The sequence below is a fragment of the Haloferax sp. s1 genome, assembly GCF_058382125.1.
Genome location: NZ_JBZRPK010000471.1, coordinates 1 through 5,273, shown reverse-complemented (window position 1 = coordinate 5,273; position 5,273 = coordinate 1). Strand labels below are relative to the sequence as shown.

Sequence of the window (5,273 nt, the reverse complement as noted above, 5' to 3'; positions counted from 1 at the left end):
ATATATCAGTAATTCTATTGGCATATAATACAGATATCGGATATGAACAGTCTGCAGCAGATTGGATACGTAATAGCCATACTCCTTGGGATAGCCTATATTCTCATCCCTCGGAGAATCCATAAATTCGGATTTGATTTTCTTCGTAGTTCTCGTCCCAAACAATCCGAGAAATCCACTGCAATCTTTTGGGTGTATCGTGGCTTAGGGGTTCTACTCCTCATTATTGGTTTCTCAGGACTCCTCTAGGGAGTTTATCTCTGTACTAAGGGGTCTATTTCTGTATTGCTGTATTTACTGCGAGTTTCACGGTTCACCCCTGAATAGAGGGACTGTGCTACCATCTACAGAGGAAACAAGGCGAGTGCCTCGGGGTCTCGCAAATCGCTCTGCGATTTGCTGGATACAGGAAATCTTTGATTTCCCTTGACTTGACCCCGAGGCTGAAGCCGACACTTAGACGTGTTCTGTTCGCTCGATATACCGTTCAATCGTCTCGGTTGAAACGGTTCCTGTCGTTCCGATGTAGTACGACCGTTCCCAGAACCCACTGCTCCATAGATACTCTCCAAGAACGACTCGTGCTGTTCCCACATCTCCCGTGCCGTGATGCTCTTGACTGTCCGTACAATTTCGCTCGGAGCGTGTCGTTCGAGAATCGAAGATTCTCGTGATGACGAATGACTGTGTCTTTCGAACCACTTCGGGTGGGCGGAGAGAAACAGATGTACGTGGTCGGGTGAGATGTGCAACGACAGTACCTCGTAGCCGTACTCGTCACACACGTCGCGGAAACTTTTCTCCAACGGGTCCTCAATTGGTTCGAGAATCGCGTGGCGGTACTGAGCGGAGCGAAGCTCCGCGAGGTACGCAAAGCTACGCTTTGCTTGACTTCGGACACCACACGAAGTGATAGTTGACGTTGTACATCGTGTGGTTCGACCGCTTCTCGCCCATATCAACACCACACCTCCAACACAATTAAGTATATCCAAAATATATACATTTGTATGTCGAACCGCTTTGAAATCGACGGTGAGGAAGTTCTCGACGGTGAGGTCAAACCGTTCGGGAACAGCGCCCACGTCACTGTCCCCAAACGTTGGCGTGGAGCCGACGTGAAAGTCGTCCGAACCTCAGAACCCACCGAACAAGACGAAGAATGACCAACGCACAGTCCCTCATCAAAACTCTGGACTTCCAACTCGACATTCAGAGTGACAACGAGGGCCTGCTGTACGACGCCACCCTCGAAGCCCGCTCGGTGTACAATGAAACCATCCACCTCGCCAAAGAAGGCGTTGACTGGGATGTGATTCCAGACCTCGTGGCCGACGACGCCAACCTCGTGAAGAACACGACTCAGCGCGTCGTCGCCAAAGCACTCGGCGCGATGGAGAATTACTACGAGTACGACGACTTCGGACTCCCGAGTCACACCAAGGACGGTGCGTACCCGCTTCGTGCGAACTACGAGGAGGGATACAACCTGTCGCTCACCGACGATGGCGACGTGGCGTTCTGTATCAGTGCGAAGCCGTACAAGCACGTAAAGGGCGTCCTCGATGGGAGTGACGCTCACCTCGATATTCTCAATACCGCACTCGAAAGCGACGAGTGGAAGATTGGGACGGCGGAAGCCCTGTTCCACAACGAGAACCCCGAGTTGCACGTCAACGTCACCAACACCAAGCAGACCGTTCGAGACAAGCACGACTCACGGACTGTCGTGGGCGTGGACGTGAACGAGGACAACGTGGCCCTCACTGTACTCTCTGAGGATGGCGTCGAGGACACGTTGGTCATCGACTTCCCCGAAATCAAGTTCGAGCGCCACCGCTACTTCACGATGCGAAAGCGCGTCCAGAACGCGGGGAAAGACAGCATCCACGACACGCTGGAAGGGCGTGAGGAACGGTTTGTCCGTGACCGACTCCACAAAGTGAGCCGTCACATCGTGGAGTGGAGCCGTCAGTTTGAGAAGCCGTGTATCGTCTTTGAAGACCTCAAAGAGATGCGCGACAGTATCGACTACGGCACGCGGATGAACCGACGCTTGCACCACCTCCCGTTCCGCGCCCTTCAGTTCTATACGTCGTACAAGGCGTCGTTCGAGGGCATCCCAACCGCGTGGATTAATCCCGAGTACACGAGTCAGCGGTGTCCGATGTGCGGTCATACGGAGCGTGCGAACCGCAACAAGAAGCGGTTCAAGTGTCGGTCGTGTGGGCATCAAGACCACAGTGACCGTAGTGCAAGCGTCAATATCGCCGTCAAAGGCATCAAGCAACTCGATTGGAATGTGCCTGCTCTCAACAGCCTTCCCCAAGTCAGGAAGGTGCGACGTTCACAAGAGCGGAGCTCTTGTGCAGCCCGCAAAGTCGCTTTGCGACTTTGAGACGGCAGGTATCGGGGGCCGTGGACGCCCCGACCGTGACCCACCCGACCGCCCGAGGCTATCAGGCCGATGGTCGCGTGGGAGTGTCCGACTAAACCACGGGAAGCCTCGGGGATCGACCCCGAGGCGGTTCACTGGTATCGCTCGCAGTTACCCGTCGACCCTTCCTGTTTCTCCCCCGGTCGCTCCGCTTCTTGACCGCAAACCCGAGTCTACCGCCGTGCGGCCTTCGATTTCTCCGAAACAGTAATCATCATGAACGTTAATTAATTTATGTGGGTGGTGTTGTCAATGGTCATGGAACACGTATTCGGTAGCTCGCTTCCGCTTCAGAGTGGTCTCGTTCCGAGGGGAACGCGTGCGGTCGTCTTCGATAGCATCTTCGAGGTGTTCTTACTTCTCGGAACCCTCGTCGGTGTCGTCGTCGTGGGGTACATGCTGTATAACGCCTACAAGTACCGATTCGGTTCGGGAAATGGAACGGTCGACGACGAACGTCGGCCTTCCCTCGGTGAACTTCCGTCGGGTGGCGGCGGCGGTCGGAAGTTGTTCACCTCGTTTTTCATGAGCATGATTATCGTTATCTCGTTGATTTCGTGGACGTATCTGACGCTTTTGTACGTCGAAGAGGGACCGTCTGCTGAGGAGTCGTTGGATGTCGAAGTCGAGGGCTATCAGTTCGGGTGGCGCTTTACGTATCCGAACGGGCACACCACAGATGGCGTTCTCAGGGTTCCAGCCGACACGCCCATCCGACTGACACTGACTTCAGCGGACGTGTTCCACAACTTCGGTATCACGGAGTTGCGCGTCAAATCCGACGCGATACCCGGCCAAGAGACGGAGACGTGGTTTACGGCTGACGAGTCGGGGACCTACACTGCAGAGTGTTACGAGCTATGCGGCGCGGGCCACTCGTACATGTCCGCGGAGGTCATCGTCATGCCGCCTGACGAGTACCAGGAGTGGTACGAGAGTACGAATGGTTCCCAGTCAGTTGAGAGTACGAACAGCACCCAATCATCCGGGAGTGCGAACAGCACTCAGTCTGTCGAGAATACAGACAACAGCACCCAGCCAGCCGAGAGTACGACTAACATCCGAGTATCCACGGTGTCGTCATGAGCGATACGAACCCAGAACGAACTGACGGTGGCACAGTAACCGACGATGAAGCCGTGGCTTCGGGGCAGGCGAGTGTCGACGACGACCACGACCACGGCCACGACTTCCCGGGGACCGGGAGCATCAAACGCTGGTTCGTCACGACGAATCACAAGGACGTGGGGATTCTCTACATCGTCACGTCGCTTTTCTTCCTCGTGCTCGGCGGCGTCCTCGCGTGGTTGATGCGCATCCAACTGTTGGTCCCGCGAGCACCGGGCGAGACGATTCTCGCGCCGCTCGCGTACAATCAGGCCGTTTCGGCGCACGGGCTACTGATGGTCTTTTGGTTCCTGTCGCCCTTTGCCTTCGGCTTCGCCAACTACATCGTTCCGCTCCAACTGGGTGCAAAGGACCTCGCGTTCCCCCGACTGAACGCACTAAGCTACTGGTTGTATCTGTTTTCCGGCATTCTCTTCGGTGCCTCGTTCTTCCAAGGGGGGACGTTCTCCGGGGGTTGGACGATGTACGCGCCGTTGAGCGTCCCGACGTTTACGCCGGATGTCGGGGCCTCGACCGCAGTGCTGGCGCTCGTCTTGTTCGTCGCCTCCGTCACCGTTTCGTCAGTCAACTTCCTGACGACGATGCATCGGATGCGTGCCGAGGGGTTGACGCTCCGTAATATGCCGCTTTTCAGTTGGACGATTCTCCTGACGGTCTGGATGATGCTTTTCGCCTTCGCGGCGCTTCTGGCCGCGCTCTTGGTGCTTTCGTCGGACCGACTTCTCGGGACGACCTACTTCGCGATGGAATCTCCCGCGGGGGCGCTCCTCTGGACGCACCTGTTTTGGTTCTTCGGCCATCCCGAGGTGTACATCGTGTTCTTCCCGGCGCTCGGCGTCATGGCCGAGGTGTTCCAGACGTTCACGGGTCGCCGCATCGTCGGCCGGAAGTGGTTCATCATCGCCATGGTCCTCGTCGCCATCCAGAGCTTCGCGGTCTGGATGCACCACATGTTCCTGACGAGCATCAACCTCCAGGTGAAGACGCTGTTTATGATAACCACCATCGGTATCTCGCTGCCGTTCGACCTGATGGTGTTCGCGCTCATCTACACCATGCTGAAGGGGCGGATACGCTTCACCACGCCGTTCCTGTTCGTCTTCGGCGCGCTCCTGTTGTTCATCATCGGCGGCATCACCGGCGTCTTCCTCGGCGCGGTCGTCCTCGACTACGAGTTCCGCGGCACCTACTGGGTCGTCGCGCACTTCCACTACGTGATGGTCGGCGGGGTCACGGCGCTCATCGGCGGCCTCTACTACTGGTTCCCGAAGATGACCGGGCGGATGTACGACGAGTTCCTCGGAAAACTCCACTTCGCGGTCTACTTCGTCGGATTCAACCTGCTGTACTTCCCGCTTTTCGTCGCGTGGGAGACGCCGCGGCGCGTCTTCGACTACGCGCCCGAACTCGCCCCGTGGCACCAACTCGCCACCGTCGGCGGGTTCGTCCTCGGCCTGTCCTTTCTCATCATGTTCTACAATCTGTTCAAGAGCGCCTTCGTCGGCGACCCCGCGCCAGACAACCCGTGGGAGTACTCGACCACCGCGGAGTGGGCCGTGTCGTCGCCGCCGCCGCTGGAGAACTTCGAGGGAACGCCGACCTACCGCGACGGCCATCTCTCGTTCATCCGCGACCGAAAACCGGACACGTCGGGCGACGGCGCTACAGCCACAGACGGGAGCGGGACTGCAACGTCGGACGGCGGGAC

The 5,273-nt window shown here is 57.2% G+C and carries 3 protein-coding genes and 2 pseudogenes; 4 read left to right on the top strand and 1 reads right to left on the bottom strand.

The genetic code is table 11. The annotated features are described in order from the left end of the window. Positions 1-456: 456 nt before the first annotated feature. Positions 457-957, bottom strand: a pseudogene (gene tnpA / locus QT222_RS07085) (IS200/IS605 family transposase). 53 nt (positions 958-1,010) lie between these two features. Between tnpA and QT222_RS07080 the strand changes: the two are divergent. From QT222_RS07080 to QT222_RS07065, 4 genes and pseudogenes are all read left to right on the top strand, one after another. Continuing rightward, entirely contained in the window at positions 1,011-1,166 is a 156-nt protein-coding gene (locus tag QT222_RS07080; protein ID WP_004056662.1) for a DUF2080 family transposase-associated protein, read from the top strand. Beyond that, positions 1,163-2,493: pseudogene (locus QT222_RS07075) on the top strand (RNA-guided endonuclease InsQ/TnpB family protein). The gene QT222_RS07080 and the pseudogene QT222_RS07075 overlap by 4 nt, the downstream one beginning before the upstream one ends. Before the next feature lie 202 nt (positions 2,494-2,695). Continuing rightward, a complete protein-coding gene (gene coxB / locus QT222_RS07070; protein WP_491476757.1) occupies positions 2,696-3,523 on the top strand; it encodes a cytochrome c oxidase subunit II in 828 nt (275 codons plus the stop codon). After that, a partial coding sequence (locus QT222_RS07065; RefSeq protein WP_491476756.1) for a cytochrome c oxidase subunit I occupies positions 3,520-5,273 on the top strand: 1,754 nt, incomplete at its 3' end. The genes coxB and QT222_RS07065, both read left to right, overlap by 4 nt.

Bases quoted from the DNA above. Each gene is read 5' to 3' on its own strand.
- QT222_RS07080 (WP_004056662.1), top strand. From the start codon at position 1,011: ATGTCGAACCGCTTTGAAATCGACGGTGAGGAAGTTCTCGACGGTGAG.
- coxB (WP_491476757.1), top strand. From the start codon at position 2,696: ATGGAACACGTATTCGGTAGCTCGCTTCCGCTTCAGAGTGGTCTCGTT.